The organism is Pseudomonas sp. B21-048, from assembly GCF_024748615.1.
Taxonomy (GTDB): Bacteria; Pseudomonadota; Gammaproteobacteria; order Pseudomonadales; family Pseudomonadaceae; genus Aquipseudomonas.
The window spans coordinates 246550-272589 of the sequence record NZ_CP087168.1 but is presented as its reverse complement, the minus strand read 5'-3'; the positions used below and the strand labels follow the sequence as shown (position 1 = coordinate 272589).

Genomic DNA, 26040 nt, shown 5'->3' with positions numbered 1-26040 from the left:
GTGGGAATGCAGCCCGTGACGCTCCGCGTCACTGGACGCGGAGCGTCCCTAGAGGCATTCCCACGCCGAGCATGGGAACGATCTTAGTTGCGAGCCAAAGCCAACAACTTTTCCCGCCATGTTGCCTTAGCCGGCAGCGCCAGAAAAAATTCATTCAGCAATGATTCCCGCGCCGGGTAACAGAACGGCTCACCGCTCAAATCCAACACTTCACCCCCCGCACCTTCCAGCACGCCTTGGGCCGCGGCCGTGTCCCACTGCGAAGTCGGCGCCAGCCGTGGATAACAATCCGCGGCCCCTTCCGCCAACAGGCAAAATTTCAACGAACTGCCGATATTCGCCAGTTGCAACTCGCCCAGGCTGTCGCTCAACCCCGCGAGTAACCGCTCCTGCTCAGGGCTGGAATGCCGACGACTGGCAACCACCGTGAACGCTTCACCCGCCGCCGGAACGTCGCGAACCTCAATCGGCAACGGCTCGGCGCCTTTATCGCCACGCCAGGCACCTAACCCCGCGCCCCCTACATAAAAGCGCCCGTTGGTCGGCATCGACACCACACCGAACACCACACGCCCTTGCTCGATCAACGCAATGTTGACGGTGAACTCTTCGCTGCCGGAAATAAACTCCTTGGTCCCGTCCAATGGATCGACCAACCACCAGCGCTGCCAGCCAGCGCGCACGCTCTGGGGAATATTGGCGTCTTCTTCGGACAGCACCGGAATGCTCGGATCCAGCGCCGTCAGCCCAGCCAGAATCAGATGATGAGCGGCCATGTCGGCGGCGGTGACCGGGGAATCATCGGACTTTGCCGTCACGGCAACGTTGACGCGCCAGAATGGCAGGATCGCTTCACCAGCCTTCAAAGCCAGTTCAACGACTGGCGCCATCAACGGATGGGGAAAATTCAAATTCACGGCAAAAACACCCCACGTTGAGTCAGTAAGTCACGGGCCAGATACAACGCCGCCAAGGCACGGCCCTCGGTGAATCGCGGGTTCTGCGCCAAGGCCGACAATTCACGCAGATTGATCTTGTCCACCCCCATCGGCTCAGGCTCGTCCCCCTCCAGGCGTTCTTCGTACAAATCGGTCGCCAGTACCACCTGGATCTTCTGGCTCATGTAGCCGGGTGACAACGACAACTCGGTCAGATGTTCGAGCTGCCGCGCGCCATAGCCGGCTTCTTCCTTGAGTTCCCGCTCGGCCGCCGCCAGCACGTCTTCGCCCGGCTCGATCAAGCCTTTGGGCAAGGACAGTTCATAGGCATCGGTGCCGCCGCAGTATTCCTCCACCAGCACCGCGTGGTCCGCGTCGAGCATCGCCACGATCATCACCGCGCCATAACCGGCGCCCTTGCCGACCAGGCGCTCGTACGTGCGCTCCACGCCATTGGAAAAGCGCAACTTCAGCTCTTCGACACAGAACAAACGGCTGGTGGCGACGATCTCGCGGGCAAGTACGGTGGGTTTCTGGCGCATAGACAGCTCCTTGGCGTGAACGCGTTACTATACCCGGCCTATTCTGATTGTTTACCTCGGATATCTTTTTTACCGCTGGAGAAGTTTTTTATGTCCCTGCTGCCCTGGCGCGACATCGATACCGTTTTGCTGGATATGGACGGCACGTTGCTGGACCTGCACTACGACAACCATTTCTGGATGGAGCACCTGCCCCAGCGTTATGCCGAGCTGCATGGGGTGAGCCGGGCCATGGCGGAGCTGGAGTTGCAGCCACTGTTCGAACGCAACGCCGGTCAATTGCAGTGGTATTGCCTGGACTTCTGGAGCGCCGAGCTGAAGCTGTCGGTACGCGAACTGAAAGTGGAAACCGCGCACCTGATCGCCCTGCGTCCGGATGCGGACACGTTTCTGGCGGCAATCAAACGGGCCGGCAAACGCGTGGTACTGATCACCAACGCCCACCGCGACTCGCTGTCATTGAAGCTGGAACGAATTGAACTGGCGCCGTATTTCGAGCGATTGATCAGCTCCCACGATTACGGTTTCCCCAAGGAAAACCCGCAGTTCTGGGATGCCTTGCAAGCCGATATCGGTTTCGACCCGGCGCGCAGTCTGTTTATCGACGATACGTTGCCGATTCTGCGCAGTGCTCGCAATTTTGGTGTGGCGCATCTGCTGGCCGTGAGCGAACCAGACAGTCGCAAAGGGCCGAAGGACACGGCCGAATTTGCGGCGGTGGGGGATTATCGGGAGTTGATTGCCGGGCTCTAAATCGAGTCGCATGCATCGCGGGCAAGCCACGCTCCCACAGGATCTGTGTCGTTCGCATCCTTCGTGAACGACACAATTCCTGTGGGAGCGGGCTTGCCAGCGATAGCGATCTCAAGCCTTATTCAGGAATCCGCAACACCTGCCCCGGATAGATCTTGTCCGGGTGCGAAAGCATTGGTTTGTTGGCCTCGAATATTTTGTTGTACTTGTTCGCGTCGCCGTATTCGGCCTTGGAAATTGCGCTGAGGGTGTCGCCCTTTTTAACGGTGACAAAGCGCGCCGCCTGAGCAACCGGACCTGTTACGGTGATCTGGTCATCAACACTGCCGACACCGGCAATATTGCCCACGGCCAACAGAATTTTTTCCTTCTCTTCCTGACTCGCCACGTCACCGGTGATGGTGACTTTGTCGCCCTCAATTGTCGCCTGAACATTCGGATTACCCAGGCCGACCTTGCTGATGTGTTCCTTCAGTTGCTCGCTGGCATTCGCATTGCCAGGTGTCAACAGATCGATAAGTTTTTCGCCTGCTTCTTTCACAAAGCTAAAAATACTCATGGTGCACTCTCCTTGGGGTTTAGGTTCCAGACGCCAAAGACTAGACCAGCCTTGCGAAGCCCGGTTCCCAGCCGACCAATGACCCAACCCCCTGCAGGCGCTAGAATCGCAAACCTTGCCCGCGCCCTGGAGTGAAGATGGACATCAAGCAGCTCAAATTCCTCATCGCTCTCGACGAAACCCGGCACTTCGGCCAGGCCGCCGCGCGTTGTCACATCACCCAGCCGACCTTGTCCATGCGCCTGCGCAGCCTCGAAGAAGAGCTCGACCTGCCGCTGGTCAATCGCGGTCAACGCTTCGAAGGTTTCACCGCGCCGGGCGAACGCGTGTTGGCATGGGCGCGTACGGTACTGGCGGCTTGTGATGGTTTACAGGCCGAAGCGGCAGCCTGTCGCGGCAATCTCGTGGGTACGTTGCGTCTGGGCGTGGTGCCGCTGTCGAGTTTCGATCCGGTGCCATTGATGCAACGCCTGCACGCCGAACACCCCAACCTGCGCTTCGAACTTTCGGCGCTGAGTTCCGAACAGATCCTTGAACAATTGGCGAATAACCGTCTCGACATCGGCGTGTCGTACCTGGAGCGTCTGGACGGTGAGCGTTTCGATTCCCTGGCCTTCAGCGAAACCAGCATGGGCCTGCTTTACGATCGGCGTTTCTTCAGCTTCGGCGAGGCGCCGTTAAGCTGGGAATCGTTGATTGAACTGCCGCTGGGCATGCTCACCAGCGGCATGCATTTTCGCCAGTCCATCGACCATAACTTCCACAGCCGTGGCCTGAGCCCACAGCCATTGCTGCAAACCGATGCGGTCCACCAATTGTTACAAGCCGTACACGGTGGCCTGTGTTGCGCAGTGATGCCGCTGAGCAGTGGCCTGGAAAACCTCACCGATCACTTGCGTCTGCAACCCATCGAAAGCGCCCAGACCCTCGCCCGGCTGGGTCTGATCATGCGTCGCAGTGCTCCGCGTTCGGCGCTTGCAGAAGTCTGTTTCGCGTTCTATCAGCAATCACCGACAGACTCTTGATCGATCTTATCTATCAGTAGATCAGCAATAGCGATTAGACGTGACCCGTTGACGCGCATAGGCTTAAAGCTGACTAAACCCTCGGTGATGCCTAATGAACGCCAAGCGCCCTTCCCGCGCGGCGCCTGCTCTTGAAACGCCCGCGACCGCCGCAAGCCATACCTACAGTTACTGCAACCTTGAATACACCGAATCGGCCAGCACCGCGCTGGCCGAGGAAGTCGCGCTGGCGATCGCCTACAACGGCATCAGCCAGGCGGTCATGTTGGTGACGCCAACGGATCTTGAAGACTTCATCGTCGGTTTCAGCCTCGGCAGCGGCATCATCGAAGACGCTTCAGACATCTACGATTTGCAACTCAGCGGTTCAGGGTCGGCGCAATACGCGCAAGTGACCATCGCCAATCGTGCCTTCTGGAACCTCAAGCAGCAGCGTCGGCAACTGGCTGGCACCAGCGGTTGCGGGCTCTGTGGCGTGGAAGCGGTGGAGCAAGCCCTGCCCGACCTCAAAGTATTGCCCGGCGCCCCACTGCCCCCGGCCGAATGGCTGGACGGCCTGCGCCAGCGCATCGGCGAGTTCCAGCCTCTGGGCCAGCATTGCGGCGCGGTGCATGCGGCGGTGTTCATGAACGGCAACGGCGAATTGCTGTTGGGCCGCGAAGACATCGGCCGGCACAACGCCCTCGACAAGCTGATCGGCGGGTTGATCCGCCAGAAAATCCCGACCACTGGCGGCCTGGCAATTGTCACCAGCCGTTGCAGCCTCGAATTGATCCAGAAAGTGTTACGCGCCGGCATCCAGACCCTGGTCAGCCTGTCGTCGCCCACGGGCCTTGCCGTGCAATGGGCCCGTCGTCACAACCTCAATCTCATCCACCTGCCGCAGAAAAGTGCACCGCGGGTTTACAGCCCAGCGTTGGAGAATCAAGCGTGAGTCAACATCGTCAAGCCGACCGCAAACCCGTCCCTCGCTACAAGCCCTACAAAGGCCCAGCCGGTGGCTGGGGCGCGCTGATCAGCGTCGCCCAGGCCTGGTTGACCAGCGATAACGCATTGAAAAACCTCCGCATAATGCTCAAGACCAACCAGAACGGCGGCTTCGACTGCCCCGGTTGCGCCTGGGGCGATTCTCCGGAAAAGGGCATGGTGATGTTCTGTGAGAACGGCGCCAAAGCGGTGAACTGGGAAGCGACCAAACGCCGTGTCGACAGCGCGTTTTTCGCCAAACATAGCGTCAGCTCGCTGCTGGAGCAGAGCGACTACTGGCTCGAGTATCAGGGCCGATTGACCGAGCCGATGAGCTACGACGCCGAGACCGACCGCTACAAACCCATCAGCTGGGATGACGCCTTCGCGCTGATTGGCAAACATTTGCAGGGCCTGTCGAGCCCGGACCAAGCCGAGTTCTACACCTCGGGCCGCGCCAGCAACGAAGCGGCGTACCTTTATCAGCTGTTCGTGCGCGCCTACGGCACCAACAACTTTCCCGACTGCTCGAATATGTGCCACGAGGCCAGCGGTGTGGCCATGGCGCAGAGTGTCGGCGTCGGCAAAGGCACGGTGACCTTCGATGATTTCGAACACGCCGATGCGATTTTCGTCTGGGGCCAAAACCCCGGCACTAATCACCCGCGGATGCTCGAACCCTTGCGCGAAGCAGTGAAACGTGGCGCTCAGGTGGTATGCGTCAACCCGCTGAAAGAACGCGGCCTGGAACGCTTCCAGCATCCGCAACATCCGCTGGAAATGCTCACCAACGGCGACAAGCCAACCAACACTGCCTACTTCCGCCCAGCGCTGGGCGGCGACATGGCGGTGCTGCGCGGCATGGCGAAATTCCTGCTGCAATGGGAACGCGATGCGCAGAAGGCTGGCGCCCCGGCGGTGTTCGATCACGACTTCCTCAATGAACACGCGGTCAACGTGCTGGACTACATGGGCGTCATCGACGACACCCCATGGGAGCAGATCGTCGCGCAGTCCGGCCTGACTCTGGTGGAAATAGAGCAAGCGGCGCGTATGTACGCCAAAGGCAAGAACGTGATCATGTGCTGGGCCATGGGCATCACCCAGCATCGTCATTCGGTGCCGACCATCCAGGAAATCGCCAACCTCATGCTGCTGCGCGGCAACATCGGTCGGCCGGGTGCCGGTCTGTGCCCGGTGCGTGGCCACAGTAATGTGCAGGGCGACCGGACGATGGGCATCAACGAACGTCCGCCAGCGACGTTCCTCGATGCCTTGGAGCGACGCTTCCAGTTCAAGGTGCCGCGCGAAAACGGCCACAACGTGGTCGAGGCGATTCACGCCATGGCCGACGGCCGCTCGAAAGTCTTCATCGGCCTTGGCGGCAACTTCGCCCAAGCCACCCCAGACAGCACGCGTACCTTCCAGGCGCTGGCCAACTGCGACCTGACCGTGCAGATCAGCACCAAGCTCAACCGCAGCCATTTGGCCCACGGTACAGAAGCGCTGATCCTGCCGTGCCTGGGCCGTACCGACATCGACATCCAGACCGAAGGCGCCCAAGCGGTGACCGTGGAAGACTCGTTCAGCATGGTCCACGCTTCCAACGGCCAGTTGCAGCCGTTGTCGGATCAGATGCGCTCGGAGCCTGCGATCATCGCCGGTATCGCCGCGGCGACCCTGGGGAACAAACCGGTGGACTGGAACTGGCTGGTGGCCGATTACAGCCGCATCCGCGACCTGGTTGCCGACACCATTCCGGGCTTCCGGGACTTCAACGAAAAGATTCAGAACCCGGGCGGCTTCCACCTGGGTAACAGCGCTGGCAGACGTCGCTGGAATACCCCATCGGGTCGGGCCAACTTCCGAGCGAACAGGCTGCCCAAAGACCTGGTGCACGAACGCACCCGCGCCACCGGCGTGCTGCCGGACCTGATCATGCAGTCGATGCGCTCCCACGATCAGTACAACACCACGATTTATGGTCTTGATGACCGCTATCGCGGGGTGAAAGGTCAACGGGATGTGCTGTTCGTCAATGAGGCCGACATCATTCGCCTGGGCTTCAAACCGGGGCAGAAGGCTGACATCGTTTCAATCTGGGATGATGGCCGTGAGCGTCGGGTGAAAGGCTTTACGCTGCTGGCGTTTGATATTCCTGCCGGGCAAGCTGCCGCGTACTATCCGGAAGTGAACCCGCTAGTGCCGCTGGAAAGCACTGGAGATGACAGCCATACGCCGACGTCGAAGTTTGTGGCAATTCGGTTGGAAGCGGCGAGTGAGACTAGGTTGATTATGGCCAAGTCGGCTTAACGCACACATACCACTGTGGCGATGTTCACTTCTGATTTCCAGCGGAAACTCACTTTCCAATCGCCCATAAAAAAGGCCGTTTTTGTATAGAAACGGCCTTTGCGAAGTAGCTAAAGACCGGTGAAAAACAGTTAAGTTCCGCCCAAAAAACAGTAACTTATAGAATTGTGCTCAAGTCGTGTTACTCGTCGGATTTCTATTGTCACAACCATGACACAGCCTCAGGATCGCGCCGTCATCCCCTTGAGGTTCCTCTATGAAGTTCTCCTCGATTCTCTTGTTGTCCCTTGGCCTGGTCAGTGGCTTCGCTTCTGCTGGCGGCACCACCGAAGCAGGTGTGGGCGGCGCATTGGGCGGGGTACTGGGCTCGGTCGTCGGTCAATCGTTAGGCGGCAGTACAGGTTCAACCATTGGCGCAGCCCTGGGCGGCGCGGGTGGTAGCGCAGTCGGCGCAGACAAACGCAGCCGTGGCGAAGCCGCCATCGGCGGTGCGTTGGGCGCAGCGGGCGGTAACGTGGTCGGTCGCAGCATGGGCGGCACCACCGGCAGCCTGATCGGCTCCGCGGCAGGCGGCGGCGCCGGTGGTGCGCTGGGTAACTACATGGGCAACAAGAGTGATGACGACGACGATCGTCGCTCCTATCGTGACCGTGATGATCGTCGCTACTACCGTGACGGCCATCCAGGTCGCGGCCATGCCTACGGCCATCGCAAGCATCACCATCGCTACCGCGACTGAGGCTTGAATCGCCTCGTTAACCGGTAGATCAAAAAATCGCAGCCCTCGGGCTGCGATTTTTTTTGCCCCTCAAACCGCTAACCGCTCCAATGCCCCGCGCAACCTGGCAGGAATCGCCACCGGTTGATTCGACGCCCGATCCACGAAGACATGCACGAAGCGCCCCGCCGCGCAGGCTTCATCTTCACCTGCCTTGAACACAGCCAATTCGTATTGCACCGAGCTGTTGCCCAACTTGCCAACCCGCAGGCCGATTTCGATCCGGTCCGGGAAGGCGATAGAAGCGAAGTAATCGCAGGCCGAACTCACCACAAAACCCACCACTTCGCCGTCATGGATATCCAGACCGCCGACTTCAATCAGGTAGGTGTTCACCGCCGTGTCGAAGAAGCTGTAATAGGCAACGTTGTTGATGTGACCATAGGCGTCATTGTCATGCCAGCGGGTGGTGATGGGCTGGAAGTGGCGGTAGTCGAAGCGTTGGGGCATCGAAGCAGGTCCTTTCATGATCGTTCCCACGCTCTGCGCGGGAATGCGGCCCGTGACGTTCTGCGTCACATTCAGGAGCGGACGCAGAGCGTCCATGGAGGCGTTCCCGCGCAGAGCGTGGGAACGATCAGTATAAATTCACATGTCAGCAAAGCCTCGCCCCTCTGCCGCCAGTTCACCAATCAACCGCGCCGGCGCCCAGTGATCACCCTGCTTGGTCTCAAGCTGCAACAACCGCAGATGAATATCCGCCAACCCTTGCTGATCCGCCCAGGCCATCGGCCCGCCCTTGTCCGCCGGGAAGCCATAACCATTGAGGTACACCAGATCGATGTCATGCGCCGACGTGGCAATACCTTCCTGAAGAATCTTCGCCCCTTCGTTCACCAGCGCCAGCAAACAACGCTCCAGAACCTCTTCAGGGCCGATCTCGCGACGCTGGAATCCCAGCCCTTCGCTAACTTCCAATACCAGCGCATCGACTTCCAGATCGTGCTCAGCCTGGCGACTGCCCGATTCGTAGTGGTAATACCCATCGCCACTCTTCTGACCGAAACGCCCCAGCTCGCACAAGCGGTTGTCCACTTGAACCTCCGGCGCATCCTGCCCTTTGCCTGTCAGTTCCCGAGCGCGCCATTCCAGGTCGATGCCGACCACGTCGTACATGCGGAACGGCCCCATGGCGAAACCAAAACCTTGCAGCGCCGCATCCACCTGATAAGGCAAAGCGCCTTCCAGCAGCATCTTGCGCGCTTCGAGTACGTACGGATGAAGCATGCGGTTGCCGATAAAGCCGTGGCAGTTGCCCGACACCACGCTGACCTTGCCCATGCGCTGGCCAAGCATCAGGGCCGCATCAAGCACCGCCGGTTCCGTCTGGGCGCCGCGCACAATCTCCAGCAATTTCATGATGTGCGCCGGGCTGAAGAAATGCAGGCCCAGCACCTGCTGCGGACGGCGAGTGGCAGCGGCGATGGCGTCGATGTCCAGTGCTGAGGTATTGCTGGCCAGAATCGCTTCAGGTTTCATCAGGCCCTCAAGTTCGCGGAAAATTTTCTGCTTCAACTCGAGGTTTTCGTAAACCGCTTCAATAACCAGATCGACATTGCGGATCGCTGCGTAATCGGCAGCCGCTGTCACCCGCGCAATACGCGCATCCGCCTCGGCCTGATCGATCCGCCCCTGACGCACGTTGTGGGCGTAAGTCTCAGCCACGCTGCTCAGCGCTTGCTCGAGCATCTGCGGATTGTTGTCGACCCACTGCACCGGCACCCCGGCGTTGGCCAGGCACATGACAATGCCACGGCCCATGGTGCCCGCGCCGATCACGGCGGCGCGCTGAATATCGAACGGTGTCTGGCTCATGGTTGTTCTCTTGTTAGCGATCCAAAGACAGTCCTCACCATAGTCAGGCGCCGGGTTTTTTTGAAATTTATTCCTGTGATGAGCGACATTCAGGGGATGGATATACCATTTATTGCGGGAAGCCCATTTCCACAACCGCTAGGGGACCCAGAACTCAGAAAAAATTACAAAGGAGTGAGCCAGACCAAAATGGGTGTTAGCCAACAACTTTAATCAGGTTAAAATTTTCTTATCTGATTTGATGATTTTAAAAAAAATCTTGATATGGTAAAAAAAATCTTACCCGGATAGGGGAACTGCGATGGGAAACAGAGTGGGCTATGCGCATTTGATTGATGCGCTGGATCTAAAAGCTATCGAGGTGAAACGGCCAGCGCTCATCCAGCCAGTCACCCGCCTAGAGAAAATCGGCGGTGCGTTGTCCGTTCCGCTGAGTGTTGCGCCATCGAAAGAAGACTACCTCTCACACATCATGTTTGCGCTAAAGCATGAGGGCGTCAATCTCGCCATTCTGGCTCAGGCACTCCCCCGCATTGATGGCCAAATATTGGTCGAAGCCATCACAGAAGCTCCCAGTAGTGCCTATCTGCGCAAAATTTGCTTCCTCTGGGAATTTTTCACCGACCAGCACCTGGACTATCCCGACAACCCACGCGGCACCGCTACTTTTCTATTTGATCCGGACAATTACATCACCGGGCCATCAGTCCGAAATTCGCGCTGGCGAGTCGACTTCAATGGACTTGGCACGCTTCGATATTGCGCAACAGTCGAACGCACAGCTGAGATTCAGACCCTGCTCGACTATGACATTCTTGGTCGATCAAAAGCCTTTATCGGCTCCCTGCCAAAAGAAACGATGGATCGGGCGATCAATTGGGCGTATCTGAGCGAAACCGAATACTCGTTTGCAATCGAGAAGGAAGCCCCCAGTGAGCAGAAGGCGCAACGATTTGTGCAACTGCTCCGCCAGGCACATGAGCGCCAGCCGCTTACGGAAGATTATCTCGTCGCGCTGCAGAACAGCGCGATCTCCAACCCCTTTGATCGTGCAGCAGCATTCCGACACGAACAAAACCACCTGAGTAATTCATTTCGCGGTGCTGCTGGTGTGACCTACGTGCCGCCAGACCCCGAGCTCTGCCGTGAGTTGATGGAAGAGCTGATGACCTTTGCCAACAGAGCGCCAGAGCAACTCGACCCATTGGTCGCCGCAGGCATCGCTTCTTTTGGCTTCGTCTTTCTGCACCCCTTCATGGATGGCAATGGCCGTCTTTCGCGCTTTCTGATCCACCTGGCTCTGTGCCGAAGCGGTGCTCTCGAAAACGGCCTCTTGCTACCTGTTTCGATCGCTATGAAGCGTGAAGAACAACACTATCTGGAAGCACTACAGTCTTTCTCCAAGCCAGCCCGTGAGTTTTGGGATGTTCGCTGGATCGATGCGGAAACAATGAGTTTCAACTTCATCGGCGACTCCAGTCTCTATCGCTATTGGGATGCCACCGATTGCGTAGCGTTCACGATGGAAATGGCCAAACGAGCCCTCGAGGTGGAGCTGAGAGAGGAAACCGATTTTCTTCAGCGATTCGATACTCTCGTGAAAGTTGTAAACGAAAACTACGACGTTCGAGGCAATCTTTTGTCCAGGCTAGTCATGCAGTGCCTGGATCAAAACGGCATCGTGTCCAAAGGCCGTCGCAAACAATACCAAGGATCGATTCAGGAAGAGGTCTTTGATTTTCTTGAGCAACAAGCTCAGGCGCTATTGGCCGATGCTTACGGTGAGTCTCCTGAAGACGTTTGAACGGCCTCTGTGGGAGGCCGTGTTTCAACTTGGTAGATGCGCTTGAGCCCACTCACGCACCTCGGCATACGGATAATCCTCCAACGCCGCAAACCCCGGAATCGCCCGAGCCTTGAGCTTGGTAAACAGCGGCACACTGATCCCACATAGAAATCTTGTTACGCGCTCAGCCGAAGGGATGTTGCCCGTGTGCTGCTCGTGCCTGTGGATAAAGTCACCACACAGCGCCTCGAAATTTTTATCCACAAGCGCTGGCAATTCCGGTGGTGCTGGCAGACGCGCCACCTGACCGTGACACACCGAACAATGCCCGCACTGCTTCGGTGCGTTTTCGTCACCGAAGTATTCCGCCAGGCGGTAACCCAGACAGAGGTCGGTGGCGAACAGATCCAGCATGGCGTGAATCCGCGCGATCTCGGTGCGCTCGTGTTGGGTGAAGTAGGCGTGCAATTCAGCGCTCAGGGTTTGGGCATCAAAGTCTGCTTTTTGCAGGCTGTAGACCTCGGTCATCTGCTTGCTTTCAAGCTCCACCCAGCCTTTCTCCTGGAAGTAATCCAGGGCCTTGACCACCCGACTGCGCTCGGCCTGATGCTGTTCATACAGCGCGTCGAAATTCACCGTGGCCCAGGTGCGTGCGCGGCTGGAGGTCTGGATGATCGCCGAGACGAAGTCCCTGCGCTCACCTTCAAAACGAGCCAGCAACGCTTCGGGCTCCTGCAAATACTTGAAGCGGTATTCGGCGTAATACGCATAACGCGGAGCGATTATTGCGCGCAGCTCCAGCTGTACCAGCAAGGTCTTGAGCGGTAACTGGCGAATGTTGCTCTGATCGGCCAAAGGCCCCAGCAGAAACTCCCACTGCCCCTCGGGCACAGCGGCTTGTAACTCCTCGAGCACGCAACGAATGCCGTCCCGTTCCGGCGTGTCGCCGTAGACGAAGTTCTCCAGCACGTTGAGGCTGTCGCGGTTGGCCAGCACCAGGCAATCGGATGGCTGCCCGTCACGCCCGGCGCGGCCGATTTCCTGGCTGTAGTTTTCGATGGATTTGGGCAGGTCGAAATGCACCACGTTGCGGATATCACTTTTGTCGATGCCCATGCCGAACGCGATGGTCGCGACGATGCAATTGGATTGCCCGCCCATGAACCGCCGCTGAATTGCTTCCCGTTGTTCGTGGGGCAAACCGGCGTGATAGGCCTCGGCCTGAATTCCGTTCCGCCCCAGATGTTCGGCGATGTGCTCGGCGGTTTTCTGCAGGGTCACGTAGACAATGCTCGGCTGGCCGGGACGCTGGCTCATCCACTCGACAAGGCGTCGGCGCTTGTCCTGGCCGCGTACCGGTTCCACCAACAGATTGAGGTTGGGTCGATAAAAACCGGTGGTCACCACATCCTCGGGGGCGATGGAGAATTTGGCCTCCATGTCGGCGATCACCTTGGGTGTCGCGGTGGCGGTCAGCAGCAGGGCCTGAGGGATGTTGAACTGGCGCTGATAGTCCGGCAGCTTGAGGTAGTCGGGGCGAAAGTTGTGGCCCCATTCAGAAATGCAGTGGGCCTCGTCCACCACCAGCAGCGAGATGGGCACTTGCTGCAAGAAATTACGGAAGCGCTCGTTCTTCAGGCGCTCCACGGAAATCATCAAAATCTTCAATTCACCAGACTTGGCCCGGGCCATCACATCGCTGGCGTCATCGCGGCTCTGGGCCGAATCGATACTGCCCGCCGCAATGCCGTGGCGCTGCAAGAACGCTAACTGATCCTGCATCAGCGCCAGCAAAGGCGAGACCACCAGCGTCAAGTGCGGCAGCAACAAGGCCGGCAATTGATAGCAAAGAGACTTGCCCGAACCGGTCGGGAAAATGGCCGCCGCCGAACGCCCGGCCAACACCGCGCTGACCGCCGCCTCCTGGCCGAGCCGAAACTGTGGATAACCGAAAACCTGTTCCAGGGTGTTGTGCATAAGCTGTCACTCCGTTGACCGCTGCGAAGCCCAAAGCCTAGCCGGCGAACGCAGCGAGTCGAGAAAAGGTCGGGGGCAAAAACGATACGGGATGATACAGCGGATAGTTCGGGAGACTGCAAGGCGTGATCGTTCCCACGCTCTGCGTGGTAATGCCTCAAGGGACGCTCCGCGTTCCAGCTATTGAATGTGACGCAGAGCGTCACGGGCTGCATTCCCACGCAGAAGCATGGGAACGATCAATATCACCCAAAAAACATTGATAAAAAATCAGGGCACCAACACCGCCACCCGCAACTGTTCATTCAGCGCCTGCTCATGAAACACCCGACTCTTGCTCGCCCAAACCGCAAAAGCCGGGCTGATTTCGCCAGTGAACGCCGCCGCCAACTGACGCAAATCCGCGACACTTCGCACACGGGGGCAGAAGGGTTCAGCGTCACAGTTCTGGCTGGCGTTGCGGTAGGTAATCAGCAACCGATCCCACAACCCGTCACGCACTTGCCTGACCGACTTGAGCTTCACAGCCTGCACACCCAGTCGCTGTTTCAGACCCTGTTCATCCAGCGTTTCGCTGGCCAACAGCGCCTTGCCCACCATCAAGACCTCGGCGCGGGACGCGGTGTCGACGTCTGCCTGAGTGGTCAGCGCCTGTGGCCAACCGTTGCGGTCCATGTTGGCGAGGACCAGCGAATGAGCGACGTCGGCAGCGCCCGCCATCCGGCAAACACCCGCCCACAACAAAAAAATCGAGACCATACGCAGCCATTGCATACCTAATTCCCTTTAAGAGTCGACTCAGACGCTTCGAAACGTCCTACAAATTCTGGCGCGCACCCTACAGAGCTTTGATGCACTAAGCCTGACAGGCCCGTAGGAATATCGACCTCTAAGGGAAAAGCTTAAAAAATAGTTGGGGCATGCGTAGGCAAAGGCCGATAGCGCCGGTAAATCCCCTACAAATCCTGTCCATTTGCGCCACCTTGCGACGCCTCGCCGCAGCCCTCTATAGTTTTCGACGCGGCTGAAAACACTGTGTCGGCCTGCCGGCGAGACTGCCCGACTTCCTTACAGGACTGACCTCGATGAACACGTTCCACTCGTTAACAGACCGCTATCGCCCGCTCAAAACCAGCTACAGCGATACTCCCGTATTGGTCATCGACACCGAAGCCAATCCTCACGAGATTCTTGACGCCGCCCAGCAACGCATCCGCGCTGCCAGTGACCTGCTCGAAACGCTCTATTGCCTGTGCTTTAAACAGGCCGACGTGAAAGACATTCCCAATATCGTCAACGCACTTTACTTGCTGACCCAAGATGGCTGCGAACTTCTTGAAGTCGCCAAACAGCGAATCAAATAAAAATATCAATAACTAACACACCTTACAAAAATAGCAACAACTCATCACTTCACTCTTCAAACAACACAAACTAACGTGCCAGCTCTTACATCAAAAAAGAGCGACACAAATGACCGTACTAACTATTTTCTTCTGTGGCACTGGCTCAACCAAATTCGACGACACCAACGCAAACTACTGGGACGGCGAACTGGTGTCGACACTCGCATCCCACCATCTCGGCAGGGAGTTCGCCGAATGGATCGTGGTCGACGGCCCCGGCAGCGGTAACCTGCAAGCCGATGATCTCTTCACCAAGTCCGAGGACTACGGCCTCAGCGGCACACTGTTCGGCAAAGGCTGGGAGCAAAACGTCCAGCACGCGATCAACATCATCAAAGGCCAGTGCAGCTGGCAGCGCGAGCAACTGACCGAAGCCGAATACAACCGCCTCAAAGCGGCCGGCATCCCCATTGAAGACGTGAAAATTGAAGGCTCGTGGTTCTGGCGCAAATACAACTATGGCGATCGCAGCGTGACCCAGCAGGCGTTGCAAGAACAGATCATCAAAACCTTCCGCCAGGACGGTATTATTCCCACCCAAGTAAACCTGGTGGGCTGGAGCCGCGGCGGTATTAGTTGCCACATGCTGGCCAACGCCATGTTCAAGGACAGCACACTTAGAAACATCCCGGTTACTATCTTTGCGATTGATCCGGTGCCTGGTATTGGCAACTTTCAGGATGACAAAGTCAAACTCGGTGGCAACGTCAAAGAGTATGTAGGTTTCTATGCCCGGGACGAACGCTCGAAAGGTTTCAGCTGCGTTATCCCGCAAACCGCCACTGGCACCAAAACCCACATTTACCCAATACCCGGCCGTCACGCCACTCTGGTTGGCAATGCCTCCCCTGACGGCGTCAACGGCCCGAAAATCCTGGCCGAGCCAGGCCGGTTCGTTCGCCACTTTGCCGAAGTCTGCCTCAAGCGTTGGGGCGTGCAACTGGACAAGCCGTTGAACCTGACTCAGGCCGATCTGGCGAACCTCGGCAAAGCCATGGTCGACGACGAAGCGAAGTATCGGCTGATGCACAACTACTCCTACACCTACTTCACCGAGCTGGATCAAGGTGAACGCTATGTTTCGCTGGGCAGCCAAGGGGTCAACTTCTCGGCGGTGAAGGGCACGATCTATGCGCCGGCGACCGGGCTGACGACTAGCGTGCTGGATGTTGCGGCGTATCGGCATATTGGTTGATCGGGTGGGCGGCGCTGGGCGAAAGCACTCCTGTGATGGGCGCGGGATTTCTAAAAACTGATGTAGAGGTGAAGTTGAATGATGGATAAAACGTCCGACAACGACTCTGAGGCGCAAATCGACAATGCAGCCTACGAGGCATGGTTCATCAAGCAGGTCCAGGCCAGCATCGATGATCCTCGACCGAGCATTCCGGACGAAGAAGCCAGGCGTCTGATGGCGAAAAACGCGACTTGTTGAAGCGGTCGGCAGATCGGTAGTAACGGCCTATCGAAGCTTCATCCCGTTCCTACAACAGAAGGCTCCTTGTCGACTATCGCCGCCCCGTAGCTCAAATCTATAGTCGTGACTGGCGCTGCCAAATCAGCGGCTCGGGCTTGGTCACCCGAATGGATCATACTTACGCGTTCGCTGTATGCTGCCGGCACCTCAAGTGTCTGCACGTTTTATGGTGGCTGTGTTTGGGACGCCTTCGGGCGTGCCGGGTATGCGTGTGATCCTCACCGGTTGACCAACCTGAACACAGTCCGCCTCCCATCGCTTGGTCACGATGGCGGTGGCTTCATTTGATGCATTTGAGGATAAACACAATGAACTCATGGAATCCGCTCACAAACGATCGTTACCTTCCGCTGCAAACCAGCCTCACCGACTCCCCGCCCCTGATCATCGATACAGAGGCCAACCCGCAAGACATCCTCGAAGCCGCCCTCCAGCGCATCCGAGCCTCCAGTGATCTCCTCAAAACCCTGCACTGCGTTTGCTTCAAACACGGCGACGTCGAAGATATTCCCCACATCACCCACGCGCTCTACCTGCTAACTCAGGACGGTTGCGACCTGCTTAAAGTCGCCCAGCAACGCATGATGGGCTGGAAAGCGCCTGCCTGACGCCGAGTGAAGATCGTTCCCACGCTCCGCGTGGGAATGCCTCTACGGACGCTCCGCGTTCGGCTCTTGGGACGCAGAGCACCGAAAGCCGTCATCGAACACTGGAGATAATCATGAGCAAGTTTTTTGATGAGCTAATGGAAAGCGTGCAACAGATGAACGAGATCGTACGGGGTGAGCGTGAGCCCGCGAGTTTCATGTTGATGGGTTGCAAGTCCAAGAAATTCGTAAGGCTACCGATCTGACTCAGACCAAGTTCACAGTGCCGATTGACGACCCCGACTCGCCGCAAAGTCGGGCTTAATCCTCATCGATATACACCCAACGGAAGATGCACCATGAACCTCGCCCCCAACTTCCCCGATGACCACGCCATGCACCTGCTCATGCAGCTGCTGCACGAAGAGCTCGGCCTGCCCGAACGCAAAATCATCAGCCTCACCACCTCGATCAACTTTGACCTGGGCTGTGATGGCGCTGATGCACGGCATTTGATGGAAGCGCTGGAAGAACAGTTTGGGATCGACTTCGTTGATTACGACGCGTACCGGTACTTTCAGCCGGAAGGGTTTGATGTGTTCCTCAAACGCAGGGCGAAGGGTCGAGGCGACAAAATCCCACTGACCATTGGCATGCTTTACCAAGCGATCAAGGTGCAACGGTGGGACACACAAAGATTGGAGGGCCTGTAACGCGCATATCGATACTTCGATCGCCGCAACCAGTCTCAAGATAAGTGGCATTATTCTGGCTGTTTAGGCGTATTTCGACTGGAATAATGGCAGTTTTGATGATCGATCATCTGCATAGACAAGGAATGGCAACCCTAGATAGGTCGATCCCGTAACCCTGTAAGACCGTGAAGCAGCCCATCCATTAAGTGCTATTATTCTGGCAGTTTAGGCTTAAAAATGAAGGAATAATGGCACATGGCTAAGAAAACAGCACCACTCTTGCCCGCCGCGTCCAAGCTGCTTTCCGAGTTTGGCGAGCGACTGAAACTCGCTCGACTGCGCCGAAAGCTGACAGCCAAACAAGTAGCCGAGAGGGCTGGCATGTCGCTGACGACACTGCGCTCTCTGGAGTCCGGTGGATCGGGAGTGACGATGGGTGCCTATTTGTCAGTGATGCAGGTGCTGGGATTGGAAAAAGACTTGAGTAAGCTCGCCGCAGTGGATGAGTTAGGGCGCCAACTGCAAGATGCTCAGTTAACCCCCGGAGCGAAACTCACGGTCAAAAAACGCCGAAGTGCACGAAGCATTGCTGCGACCCGAACGCCGTCCCCCGTAGACGAAAAGGGTGGTCAATTGATTGAAAGATCCGGTCCCGAATCAGATCGTATTCCTGATTTCCCTTTCAGTACCCACTCCTTATCCCGCTTGGTCATCAAGAAAAAAAACAAGCCTATGGCAGATGAAAAATGACATTAATCGCTGTGTATGCCGACTGGGAAACCTTGAACGGTCCAAGACGACTTGGGTTCCTGCACGTAAGGAAAACCCGCTCCGCAAACATATTTGAGTTTGAGTACGACTCTGCCGCACTGGCCGATCCGGCGTTAAATTTCATTTCGCTTGACCCCCGTATCGGGCTTTTTGAAGGTCGTCAGTACCCAGGTCAACATCAAAGCCGGTTTGGCATATTTGCTGACTCAAGCCCTGATCGGTGGGGTCAGTTGCTGATGAAGCGCCGGCTGGAGCGAGATATCCGCGAGGGCTTGGCGCCTGACGGAACCAAACTGTACGAGTCCGACTTTCTTCTGGGTGTTCATGACCGCTACCGGGTCGGGGCGATCCGCTACAAACTCAATGACCAAGGCAATTTTCTGGATGATCGCGATGGGTTGGCTGCTCCGCCCTTCGTCGAGTTACGCGCCTTGGAGCAGGCAAGTCGCGCCTTGGAGCGCGATGAGGACAACACTGCTCCCGATGGACGGGAATGGCTGAGAATGTTGATTGCACCTGGCGGCTCATTGGGCGGAGCCAGACCTAAGGCCAGTGTCGCTGACGAAGCTGGGCATTTGTGGATCGCTAAATTTCCAAGCACTCGCGATGACTATGACGTCGGCGGTTGGGAACTGGTGGTGAACGCCTTGGCGGATAGCTGCGGATTGCGGGTAGCAACTGGTGTGGCACAACGTTTCGCAAGCGATCATCACTGCTTTATGGTTAAGCGCTTCGACCGAACCAAAAATGGTGGTCGACTGCACTTCGCCTCAGCCATGACCATGACAGACAGGGTGGACGGTGACGATGCATCGGCAGGTGCCAGCTACTTGGAGTTGGCTGAAGTGCTCATAAAGCACGGTTCAGAAACTAACGCGGATCTTCGCGAGTTGTGGTCTCGTATCGTGTTCAACATCCTGGTTTCCAATACCGACGACCACCTGCGCAATCATGGTTTTATCCTTGACCCTGGTCGAGGATGGCGCCTGTCTGAAGCCTACGACATGAACCCGGTACCACATGCCGATGGGTTGAAACTCAACATTACCGATTCGGATAACGCTTTGGATCTTGAGCTCGCTCGCGAAGTTGCAGGGTACTTCCGAGTCAGCCGTAACGACGCAGACGAAATTATCGAGAACTACCAGGAAGCCGTCAGCCAATGGTCAAACGTGGCTAGTGCGTTGGGGCTTTCGAAGCGAGAGAGGGACAACATGGCCCCAGCGTTTCGGCTTTCGGGTAATTAGCCTCAACGCGCCAACTACGACGCAGGGAAGATTGCCAGTTCTGCTTCAAGGGAACTGAATCGCGCCCACAAAAAAGCCGCCCTACTCAGGCGGCTTTCTCTTACCTCAAACCACTACCGATTCTTACAACTTCGGCCCAGCAGCCTTGATCGCGTCGCTCACATCGAACTTCTTGAAGTTCTCAACAAACAACCCGGCCAACGCCTTGGCAGCTTCATCGTAAGCAGCCTTATCAGCCCAAGTATTACGCGGGTTCAACAAACCAGTCTCAACGCCCGGCACAGCCAATGGCACGTCCAGGTTGATGGTGTCCAAGTGCTCAGTCTCAGCACCGATCAACGCGCCGCTCTGGATCGCTGCAATCACGCCGCGAGTGGTCGGGATGTTGAAGCGCTTGCCAACGCCGTAGCCGCCGCCGGTCCAGCCGGTGTTGACCAGGTAGACCTTGGAGCCGAAGCCGCGGATACGTTTGATCAGCAGTTCTGCGTATTCGCCGGCCGGGCGCGGGAAGAACGGGGCGCCGAAGCAGGTGGAGAAGGTCGATTTGATGCCGCTGCCGGAACCCATTTCGGTCGAGCCCACCAGTGCGGTGTAGCCGGACAGGAAGTGGTAGGCCGCTTGCTCTTCGCTGAGGATCGACACTGGTGGCAGGACGCCGGTCAGGTCGCAGGTCAGGAAGATCACAGCGTTTGGCTCGCCACCGAGGTTTTTCTCGGAACGCTTCTCGACGTGCTCCAGCGGGTACGCTGCGCGGCTGTTCTGGGTCAGGCTGCCGTCGGCGTAGTCGGCTTTCTTGGTGACCGGATCGATAACGACGTTTTCCAGGACTGCGCCGTGCTTGATGGCTTTCCAGATGACCGGCTCGTTCTTCTCGGACAGGTCGATGCACTTGGCATAGCAACCGCCTTCGATGTTGAACACCACGCCCTCGCCCCAGCCGTGTTCGTCGTCACCGATCAGGTAACGGCTTTCATCGGCGGACAGGGTGGTTTTGCCGGTGCCGGACAAACCGAAGAACAGGGTCACGTCGCCTGCTTCACCGATGTTGGCGGCGCAGTGCATTGGCAGTACGTCGGCGGCCGGCAGCAGGAAGTTCTGCACCGAGAACATGGCTTTCTTCATTTCACCGGCGTAGCGCATGCCAGCGATCAGCACTTTTTTCTGGGCGAAGTTGAGAATCACGCAGCCATCAGAGTTGGTGCCGTCACGCTCTGGCACGCACTCGAAGTTGGCAACGTTGAGGACTTGCCACTCTTCACGGCCAGCCGGGTTGTACTGAGCTGGGTTGATGAACAGGCAACGACCGAACAGATTCTGCCAGGCAGTCTGGGTGGTCATCTTCACGGCCAGGTAGTGCTCTTCGGCAGCACCTACATGCACGTGGGAAACGAAATGCTCTTGCGCGTTGTTGAAGGCCTCGACGCGAGCCCACAGGGCATCGAACTTGTCGGCCGGGAACTTGCGGTTGATCGGGCCCCAGGCGATGGCGTCCTGGGTGGTCGGCTCTTCAACGATGAAACGATCGACTGGCGAACGGCCGGTACGGTGACCGGTGCGAACAACCAGCGCGCCGGTATCGGCAAGCTCGCCTTCACCGCGATTCAGGGCTTCTTTAACCAGATCATCAACACTCAGATCGGTGTACACGGCGTTATTGGCTTGCGTCATGAGGTTCCCCGTCGGCCAGTGGCCGAGTGCTCCAAACGTTTTGTAGTAGAAAGTCGTGCACTACTACCGCGAAAAAAGTGGGCCGGATTATGCCAGAAAAGCCCAAAAAGTGTAGGGCCCTCCCGTCGTAACGGCGTTATTCCGGCGTTACGCAGTGAATTTACCTGCGCTGAAACGTTTTAGTGACGGGTATCTGACGGCGTATCGACCCCTGCACCAGCAAACAATTGGGTGATATCGGCCGCGTCGAACAGGTAACGTTCGTTGCAAAACTGACAATCGATCTCGACGGCGCCACCGTGTTCGATGACGAGTGCCTGAGCATCTTCCAGACCCAAACTGACCAGCGCATTACCCGAGCGTTCCCGCGAGCAGCTGCAATGGAAGCGCAGTTTCTGCACGTCGAACAGGCGCACCTGTTCTTCATGATAGAGGCGATGGAGCACGGTTTCGTTGTCCAGGCTCAGTAATTCATCGGCCGTCAGCGTACTGGCGAGGGCGGTGATGTGCTGCCAGCTGGCGGCGCGTTCTTCTTCGTCTTTCAGTCGGTCGGCAGGCAATTGCTGCAGCAACAGGCCACGGGCACGACGGCCATCGGCGTAGAGCCAGAAGCGCGTGCCGACCTGCTGAGACATGACGAAGTAGTTAGTGAAGCACTCCGAGAGAGTTTCGCCGTCGAGGTCGACGATGCCTTGGTAACGCTGGCCCTGAGTCGGGTCGACGGTCAGCGCCAGCACACCATTGGGCATCAGGTCGGCGAGGGTCGCGTCCGGGGCGATCTGGTCGGCTTCGTAACGCGCCAGCCCACGGATTTCGCGCTCGCTGGAGCACTCGATCATGAGCAGCGGCACCGGGCCTTCGGAACGGGCCTGAAGAATCAGCAAGCCATCGAACTTCAAGGTGCCCACCAGCAACGCTGCCGCCGCCATCAGCTCGCCCAGCAGTTGCGCGACCGGCTCCGGATAGGCGTGTTTGGCGAGGACTTCGGCATAGCTACGCTCCAGCCCAACCAGCTCGCCGCGAGTGTCGCTGTCATCGAAGATGAAGCGTTGGGTGTAGTCGTTATCCGCTAGATCGGTCATAGGTCTGGGTATCTGAAAGGGTTACAAAAAATGAAAATCGCGTCATTTCCGCATTTTTGCGCGGGCAATGTTCAGCCATAAGGGCATTTTATGGACAATCCAGGGTTGTTCCAAGCAAGGTCAAATCCCGGTTTTCGACGAACGGCGTTTTAACGTTGGCGCTGTCGAGCACACCCATATGGCTGCACAGGTGAGCGATTGCAAGTCTGGGCTTGCCGGCGGTCACTACTCGTCGTTGCTGTTACCGCGAAACTTGAACAGATCCCGGCGCTGCTTCTTGCTCGGTTTGCCATCGGTACTCACGCCCAACGCCCCGGCCTTGCGCATGGCCGCAGCCGCTTCACGTTTGGCGACGCTGGCTTCGGTTTCGGCATACAGGGCCTGAGCCTCCGGCGCGCCACGGCGCACGATCGACAGCGCCTGGACCACCACCGTGCGCTCCTCGAAGCCGGTGCGAATCTGAAATTCGTCGCCGATCCTCGGTTCCTTGCCCGGCTTGCAGCGCTCGCCCCGGCAATGCACCTTGCCACTCTCAATCGCGGCCTTGGCCAAGGCACGTGTTTTATAAAAACGCGCGGCCCACAACCATTTATCGAGACGAACCTTGTCGTCCTCTTCGCTTTTTTGTGCCATCGGATGACCTCATTCTGAAATATCGATGAACTGTACTACCGTTTCTGTCGTGCCATGAATCATCACACTCTGGATTAGAATGCAGGCATTCCCCGCCAGTGAGGGATGGAAATCCAGGCAGTAGATATCTGTCGCCTTTTACCCATTATTCTGCGTGAATACCGCGGATTCAGCCGCACGCGGCCAGAGCGGTTTTTACCGATTGAGCACTTTTGAAGACATTTGATCATTTGACCGTTATCGGTCTGCGCGAGTGGGTGGCGCTCCCGGATTTGGGAGTCGCGGGCCTTCGCGCAAAAATCGACACCGGCGCCAGCACCTCCAGCCTGCACGCCACCGATATCGAGCCGTTCGAGCGCGACGGCGAACAATGGGTGCGCTTCACTGCGCACCTGGGCACGGTGGTGCAACTGCGTCACCGGCGTTGCGAAGCTCCGCTGGTAACGAGGAAAACCATTAAAAGCTCCAACGGCCACACGCAGATGCGCTATGTGGTCAGCACCACCCTGGCCCTCGGTGATCGGGTCTGGCGGGTCGAATTCACCCTCGCCTGCCGCAAGTCCATGCGTTATCGCCTGTTACTCGGTTCCAAAGCCCTGATAGACGGCCAGTTGGTGGTCAATCCGGGCATTAAATATGTACAAGACAAGCCGGTGTTCCCGGTATCTACCTTCTCCACAGGTGTTGCATGAAGATCGCTGTGCTGTCGCGGAACCCGCGTCTGTATTCCACCCGTCGTCTGGTCGAAGCCGGTATGGAGCGTGGCCATGAAATGGTGGTGATCGACACCTTGCGCGCCTACATGAACATTGCCAGCCACAAACCGCAGATCCACTACCGAGGCAAACCGCTGGAGGGTTTCGATGCAGTGATCCCGCGGATTGGTGCTTCGGTAACGTTTTATGGCTGCGCGGTGCTGCGCCAGTTCGAAATGATGGGGGTGTTTCCACTCAACGAATCGGTGGCCATCGCTCGTTCGCGAGACAAACTGCGGTCGCTGCAATTGCTGTCGCGCCGAGGGATCGGTTTGCCGGTCACCGGTTTTGCCCACTCCCCGGATGACATTCCCGACTTGATCGAGATGGTCAACGGCGCACCGCTGGTGATCAAGGTGCTGGAAGGCACCCAAGGCATCGGTGTGGTGCTGTGTGAAACCGCGACGGCGGCGGAGTCGGTGATCGAAGCTTTCATGGGCCTGAAACAGAACATCATGGTTCAGGAATACATCAAGGAAGCCGGTGGTGCGGACATTCGCTGTTTTGTGGTCGGCGACAAGGTGATCGCGGCGATGAAGCGCCAGGCCAAGCCGGGGGAGTTTCGCTCCAACCTGCATCGCGGTGGCAGTGCGAGCCTGATCAAGATCACGCCGGAAGAACGCATGACCGCGTTGCGTGCGGCGAAGGTCATGGGGTTGGCGGTGGCGGGGGTGGATATCCTGCGCTCCAATCATGGGCCGCTGGTGATGGAAGTGAACTCGTCGCCGGGGCTTGAAGGGATTGAAACCACCACCGGGAAGAACGTGGCGGGGATCATCATTGAGCATCTGGAGAAGAATGGTGGGCCGAATATGACGCGGACCAAAGGCAAAGGCTAAAAAGCAGCTTCAAGCTACAAGTTTCAAGTTTCAAGTTTCAAGCGGCAAGTAAAAGCCGCTTTAGCTTGTAGCTTGTAGCTGCTTCTAAACCGCATCCCTCGGCAACATCAACCCAAGCGGCAACCGTACCCGCGCTTCCAGCCCACCACCGGACCGGTTGCGCAGCTCGACATTCCCGCCATGCATCGAAGCGATCCGCTTCACAATCGCCAAGCCCAACCCGGTCCCCTTCCCGCCCCGGGCCCGATCGCCACGGGTGAACGGGTTGAAGATCGCCTCCAGTTCCGACGGATCGATCCCTGCCCCACGGTCCATGACACTCAGGACCACATACGGCGCACTCGTATCCCCGGACACATAAGCCGCCACTTCCACCCCGCTGCCGGCGTGATGCAGAGCATTACCAATGAGGTTGTTCAGCAGCCGCTTCATCGACACCCGACGCAACGGGAACGGCTGGATCGGCTCCAGGCGCAAGTGCACTTTTTCTTCGTTCTGGTTGTACGGCGCGGCGACTTCGCGAACCAGATCGCTCAGGTCCACGTCTTCCACCGACTCGTCACGTCCGTCACGAATGAACGCCAGGAATTGATCGAGAATCGCGTCCATGTCTTCGATGTCGCGGATCATGTCGTCCGTCAGGTCCGTGTGAGCGCCCATCAGTTCCAGGGAAAGTCGCAAACGGGTCAGGGGCGTGCGCAGATCGTGGGAGACCCCGGCCAGCATCAGTTCCCGTTCGCGCCCCGCCTGTTCGACGTCTTCAGCCATTTGGTTGAAGGCGCGATAAACCTCGGTCATCTCGCTCGGCGTATCGCTGATCGGCAGGCGCACGCTGCGGCCCTGACCGAGTTGCCTTGCGGCATAGACCAGACGTTTGAGCGGTTGATTGAGCTGGCTGACGAAGATCCATGCCGAGGCGGTGGATAGCAGACCAATGGCGAGGAACCAGCCGAGCACGTTCCAGATTTTCTGGCCACGCAATGGGTGCGGATACAGCGGTACTTTCAGCCAGCCATCACCCAGGCTGGGCGCCCGGACCCATAGCGCCGGCGGTGAGTGCATGCGTAATCGCACTTCGGTGTCGGCACCCAGTTCGGCCTGCATTTGTCGTTGGTAAATCTCGCTGTAGGGCCAGTGCTGTTCGCCTTCCGGCACACCGGCACCCACCACCCGGATCAGGGTCGCGGCATCGGCGATTTTAGTGCGGTTTTCTTCATCGGCGGCCCAATAGGCGCGCAGCGTCAGGGCGACGCCGTGGCTGTATTGGCGATCCACCAGCACGTCTTCGTTCATCAACAGATAAACCAGGGTCAGCGCCTTGGAGAACAGGACGACGATCAGCACCAGCCACAGGGTGCGGGAGAAGAAGCTCTGGGGGAACCAAACAGGGGTTTTCATGGATAACCGCTACACACTTGCAGGAGCGAG

Annotated in this window: 26 protein-coding genes and 1 pseudogene; 16 read left to right on the top strand and 11 right to left on the bottom strand. The window is 57.8% G+C overall.

All coding sequences use genetic code 11. The annotated features are described in order from the left end of the window. Nucleotides 1–83 precede the first annotated feature (83 nt). Both cysQ and nudE read right to left on the bottom strand, forming a co-directional pair. Complete coding sequence (gene cysQ / locus LOY56_RS01245) at nt 84–917, bottom strand: 3'(2'),5'-bisphosphate nucleotidase CysQ (protein WP_258618998.1); 834 nt, start codon at nt 915–917, stop codon at nt 84–86. Then, entirely contained in the window at nt 914–1480 is a 567-nt protein-coding gene (nudE, locus tag LOY56_RS01240; RefSeq protein ID WP_223486444.1) for an ADP compounds hydrolase NudE, read from the bottom strand. Before nudE ends, cysQ begins: the two co-directional genes overlap by 4 nt. Before the next feature lie 90 nt (nt 1481–1570). On the opposite strand from nudE, the gene yrfG reads away from it, so the two are divergent. After that, nucleotides 1571–2233 carry a GMP/IMP nucleotidase gene (gene yrfG, locus LOY56_RS01235; RefSeq protein WP_258618997.1) on the top strand — a complete coding sequence of 221 codons (663 nt, stop codon included), beginning with the start codon at nt 1571–1573 and terminating at the stop codon, nt 2231–2233. Nucleotides 2234–2351: 118 nt separating this feature from the next. On the opposite strand, the gene lysM is transcribed toward yrfG, so the two are convergent. After that, nucleotides 2352–2792: a peptidoglycan-binding protein LysM gene (gene lysM / locus LOY56_RS01230; RefSeq protein WP_258618996.1), complete on the bottom strand. Its 441-nt coding sequence runs from the start codon at nt 2790–2792 to the stop codon at nt 2352–2354. 137 nt (nt 2793–2929) lie between these two features. Between lysM and LOY56_RS01225 the strand changes: the two genes are divergently transcribed. From LOY56_RS01225 to LOY56_RS01210, 4 genes are all read left to right on the top strand, one after another. Then, nucleotides 2930–3817 carry a LysR family transcriptional regulator gene (locus tag LOY56_RS01225; protein ID WP_258618992.1) on the top strand — a complete coding sequence of 296 codons (888 nt, stop codon included), beginning with the start codon at nt 2930–2932 and terminating at the stop codon, nt 3815–3817. Between the two features lie 94 nt (nt 3818–3911). Then, nucleotides 3912–4751, top strand: coding sequence for a formate dehydrogenase accessory sulfurtransferase FdhD (gene fdhD / locus LOY56_RS01220; RefSeq protein ID WP_258618991.1), 840 nt, complete (start codon nt 3912–3914; stop codon nt 4749–4751). Next, the gene (locus tag LOY56_RS01215; protein WP_258618988.1) at nt 4748–7096 is read left to right on the top strand and encodes an FdhF/YdeP family oxidoreductase; all 2349 of its coding nucleotides are present in this window, start codon (nt 4748–4750) and stop codon (nt 7094–7096) included. Before fdhD ends, LOY56_RS01215 begins: the two co-directional genes overlap by 4 nt. A gap of 256 nt (nt 7097–7352) precedes the next feature. Next, nucleotides 7353–7835 (top strand): glycine zipper domain-containing protein, encoded by a 483-nt coding sequence (locus tag LOY56_RS01210; protein ID WP_258618982.1) that lies wholly within the window; start codon nt 7353–7355, stop codon nt 7833–7835. Nucleotides 7836–7904: 69 nt separating this feature from the next. Here the strand turns inward: LOY56_RS01210 and LOY56_RS01205 are convergent, their stop codons facing one another. Then, complete coding sequence (locus LOY56_RS01205; protein ID WP_408980365.1) at nt 7905–8324, bottom strand: acyl-CoA thioesterase; 420 nt, start codon at nt 8322–8324, stop codon at nt 7905–7907. A gap of 138 nt (nt 8325–8462) precedes the next feature. Beyond that, nucleotides 8463–9689: a 3-hydroxyacyl-CoA dehydrogenase gene (locus tag LOY56_RS01200; protein WP_258618980.1), complete on the bottom strand. Its 1227-nt coding sequence runs from the start codon at nt 9687–9689 to the stop codon at nt 8463–8465. A 301-nt stretch (nt 9690–9990) separates the two neighbouring features. Here LOY56_RS01200 and LOY56_RS01195 point away from each other — a divergent pair, with 301 nt between their 5' ends. Further along, a complete protein-coding gene (locus LOY56_RS01195; RefSeq protein WP_258618978.1) occupies nt 9991–11493 on the top strand; it encodes a Fic family protein in 1503 nt (500 codons plus the stop codon). A 24-nt stretch (nt 11494–11517) separates the two neighbouring features. On the opposite strand, the gene LOY56_RS01190 is transcribed toward LOY56_RS01195, so the two are convergent. Further along, a complete protein-coding gene (locus tag LOY56_RS01190) occupies nt 11518–13452 on the bottom strand; it encodes an ATP-dependent DNA helicase RecQ (protein WP_258618975.1) in 1935 nt (644 codons plus the stop codon). 270 nt (nt 13453–13722) lie between these two features. After that, nucleotides 13723–14226, bottom strand: a complete 504-nt coding sequence (locus LOY56_RS01185) for a polysaccharide deacetylase (RefSeq protein ID WP_258618973.1) — start codon at nt 14224–14226, stop codon at nt 13723–13725. A 311-nt stretch (nt 14227–14537) separates the two neighbouring features. Between LOY56_RS01185 and LOY56_RS01180 the strand changes: the two genes are divergently transcribed. The 8 genes and pseudogenes from LOY56_RS01180 (at nt 14538) to LOY56_RS01145 (ending at nt 19635) form a co-directional block, all read left to right on the top strand. Beyond that, the gene (locus LOY56_RS01180; protein ID WP_258618971.1) at nt 14538–14816 is read left to right on the top strand and encodes a hypothetical protein; all 279 of its coding nucleotides are present in this window, start codon (nt 14538–14540) and stop codon (nt 14814–14816) included. A gap of 109 nt (nt 14817–14925) precedes the next feature. Continuing rightward, the gene (locus LOY56_RS01175; protein ID WP_258618969.1) at nt 14926–16053 is read left to right on the top strand and encodes a hypothetical protein; all 1128 of its coding nucleotides are present in this window, start codon (nt 14926–14928) and stop codon (nt 16051–16053) included. Between the two features lie 78 nt (nt 16054–16131). Further along, the gene (locus LOY56_RS01170; RefSeq protein ID WP_258618968.1) at nt 16132–16293 is read left to right on the top strand and encodes a hypothetical protein; all 162 of its coding nucleotides are present in this window, start codon (nt 16132–16134) and stop codon (nt 16291–16293) included. A gap of 350 nt (nt 16294–16643) precedes the next feature. Continuing rightward, nucleotides 16644–16943: a hypothetical protein gene (locus LOY56_RS01165; protein WP_258618965.1), complete on the top strand. Its 300-nt coding sequence runs from the start codon at nt 16644–16646 to the stop codon at nt 16941–16943. A 113-nt stretch (nt 16944–17056) separates the two neighbouring features. Then, nucleotides 17057–17217 (top strand): annotated as a pseudogene (locus tag LOY56_RS01160) (transcriptional regulator); the annotation flags it as partial. 64 nt (nt 17218–17281) lie between these two features. Further along, nucleotides 17282–17635 (top strand): DUF1493 family protein, encoded by a 354-nt coding sequence (locus LOY56_RS01155; RefSeq protein WP_258618964.1) that lies wholly within the window; start codon nt 17282–17284, stop codon nt 17633–17635. Between the two features lie 237 nt (nt 17636–17872). Beyond that, a complete protein-coding gene (locus LOY56_RS01150; protein ID WP_258618962.1) occupies nt 17873–18367 on the top strand; it encodes a helix-turn-helix domain-containing protein in 495 nt (164 codons plus the stop codon). After that, nucleotides 18364–19635 (top strand): type II toxin-antitoxin system HipA family toxin, encoded by a 1272-nt coding sequence (locus LOY56_RS01145; protein ID WP_258618961.1) that lies wholly within the window; start codon nt 18364–18366, stop codon nt 19633–19635. The genes LOY56_RS01150 and LOY56_RS01145 overlap by 4 nt, the downstream gene beginning before the upstream one ends. A 123-nt stretch (nt 19636–19758) precedes the next feature. On the opposite strand, the gene LOY56_RS01140 is transcribed toward LOY56_RS01145, so the two are convergent. From LOY56_RS01140 to LOY56_RS01130, 3 genes are all read right to left on the bottom strand, one after another. Continuing rightward, the gene (locus tag LOY56_RS01140) at nt 19759–21303 is read right to left on the bottom strand and encodes a phosphoenolpyruvate carboxykinase (protein ID WP_258618958.1); all 1545 of its coding nucleotides are present in this window, start codon (nt 21301–21303) and stop codon (nt 19759–19761) included. Nucleotides 21304–21482: 179 nt separating this feature from the next. Continuing rightward, a complete protein-coding gene (hslO, locus tag LOY56_RS01135; protein ID WP_258618951.1) occupies nt 21483–22385 on the bottom strand; it encodes an Hsp33 family molecular chaperone HslO in 903 nt (300 codons plus the stop codon). A 225-nt stretch (nt 22386–22610) separates the two neighbouring features. Next, a complete protein-coding gene (locus LOY56_RS01130) occupies nt 22611–23018 on the bottom strand; it encodes an RNA-binding S4 domain-containing protein (RefSeq protein WP_258618950.1) in 408 nt (135 codons plus the stop codon). A gap of 272 nt (nt 23019–23290) precedes the next feature. Here LOY56_RS01130 and LOY56_RS01125 point away from each other — a divergent pair, with 272 nt between their 5' ends. Together LOY56_RS01125 and rimK are read left to right on the top strand one after the other, a co-directional pair. Then, nucleotides 23291–23710, top strand: coding sequence for an ATP-dependent zinc protease (locus LOY56_RS01125; RefSeq protein WP_237887112.1), 420 nt, complete (start codon nt 23291–23293; stop codon nt 23708–23710). Continuing rightward, nucleotides 23707–24612 carry a 30S ribosomal protein S6--L-glutamate ligase gene (gene rimK / locus LOY56_RS01120; RefSeq protein WP_008005189.1) on the top strand — a complete coding sequence of 302 codons (906 nt, stop codon included), beginning with the start codon at nt 23707–23709 and terminating at the stop codon, nt 24610–24612. Before LOY56_RS01125 ends, rimK begins: the two co-directional genes overlap by 4 nt. A gap of 84 nt (nt 24613–24696) precedes the next feature. On the opposite strand, the gene LOY56_RS01115 is transcribed toward rimK, so the two are convergent. Then, nucleotides 24697–26010, bottom strand: coding sequence for an ATP-binding protein (locus LOY56_RS01115; protein WP_258618945.1), 1314 nt, complete (start codon nt 26008–26010; stop codon nt 24697–24699). Nucleotides 26011–26040: the final 30 nt, after the last annotated feature.